The sequence below is a fragment of the Flavitalea antarctica genome, from assembly GCF_054461535.1.
Genome location: NZ_JBTLQG010000087.1, coordinates 1 through 1,120, shown reverse-complemented (window position 1 = coordinate 1,120; position 1,120 = coordinate 1). Strand labels below are relative to the sequence as shown.

At 40.2% G+C, this 1,120-nt stretch carries 1 protein-coding gene; it reads left to right on the top strand.

Going from position 1 to position 1,120, the window contains the following annotated elements:
* On the top strand, positions 1–737 hold a 737-nt coding region (locus tag ACX0G7_RS27285; RefSeq protein ID WP_458926715.1), incomplete at its 5' end, for a hypothetical protein.
* Positions 738–1,120: the final 383 nt, after the last annotated feature.

The following is a 1,120-nucleotide window of genomic DNA, read 5'->3' as shown; positions in this document are numbered from 1 at the left end:
GGTCTGCCTGGCAGATTGACTACTGTCACACTAAACGTCATCTTCTATATAGCATAAGGGCTTGGCAAAAGCGGGCGCCCAGTGTCATGTGGAATAAAACATCAAGCAATGCCCGCCTTGCCAATACTTCCACGTTGGCAGTAATTTTTAGACCCACCATGCCGGACCAAAATAAAAGCCTTGAATTTCTGTACGACATTCTGATCGACAACTTTGAGACCTTTGAAAATGAGTTGAAGTTGTTAATTTCAAGGCCGGGTGACATTGAAAATACAAACAGATTTACCTGGCTAATCAGTAAATTCATTAACAAATCTGGGTTTATAGAACCATTTCTATCGACAATAGCCGTCAGCGATGATGGAGACAAATGGTTAAGTGATTATCTCTTTGCAGCCGTTGAGCTGATTAACAACGCATCATCTGACGATGTCTTTGAAATTCCTGAAGGACTTATAGAAAAACTGAAGTGGTGGATACTTCGCCATAAAGGAGAACTTTCATGGAAATCCGCAACTTTACTGAAATATTTCGAGGCGGAAATTGCAGAAGAGATACAGCTTAAGAAGCTCCAGGAACGAGATGATTTCTTTTTAACGTACGTGGAATGTATGTTAGGGCTTGTACGGCACAACAAGGACAAGCACCTCGGATTCGTCAAAGAAATAGCCGACGATATTACAAGGGATGAAAGATTACGAGAGTTTGCTAAGACAACATATGAAAAATACCGCTAAGAACGCGCGGGAATACAATTGGCCGGGCGAAATACCCTTTCCCGAGACCGCAATACTCGGCAGTCATTTAATTAAATTACTCAAATAGAAAAAGCATTACATGGAGTTCTTATGGATGATACCTCTTTACATACTTATACCAGCTACAGGTATCATTTTCGTTTTCATAGGTCTTAATTCGAAAAATGGACACCGACGTAACGGAATTCGCGTCGGTCTCTTACTTTTGTCGCTTCCAGTGTTTCATGTTTTTTTTGTTGATCAAGTTGATCGTCGAAATGGACATTCACTTATCGGAAAGTATGCTGTAATCAGCAACTAACAATACAGAACTTTTGGCAATTAGGAATGCAGAATAATTGGCAACAATGATACAGAAGATT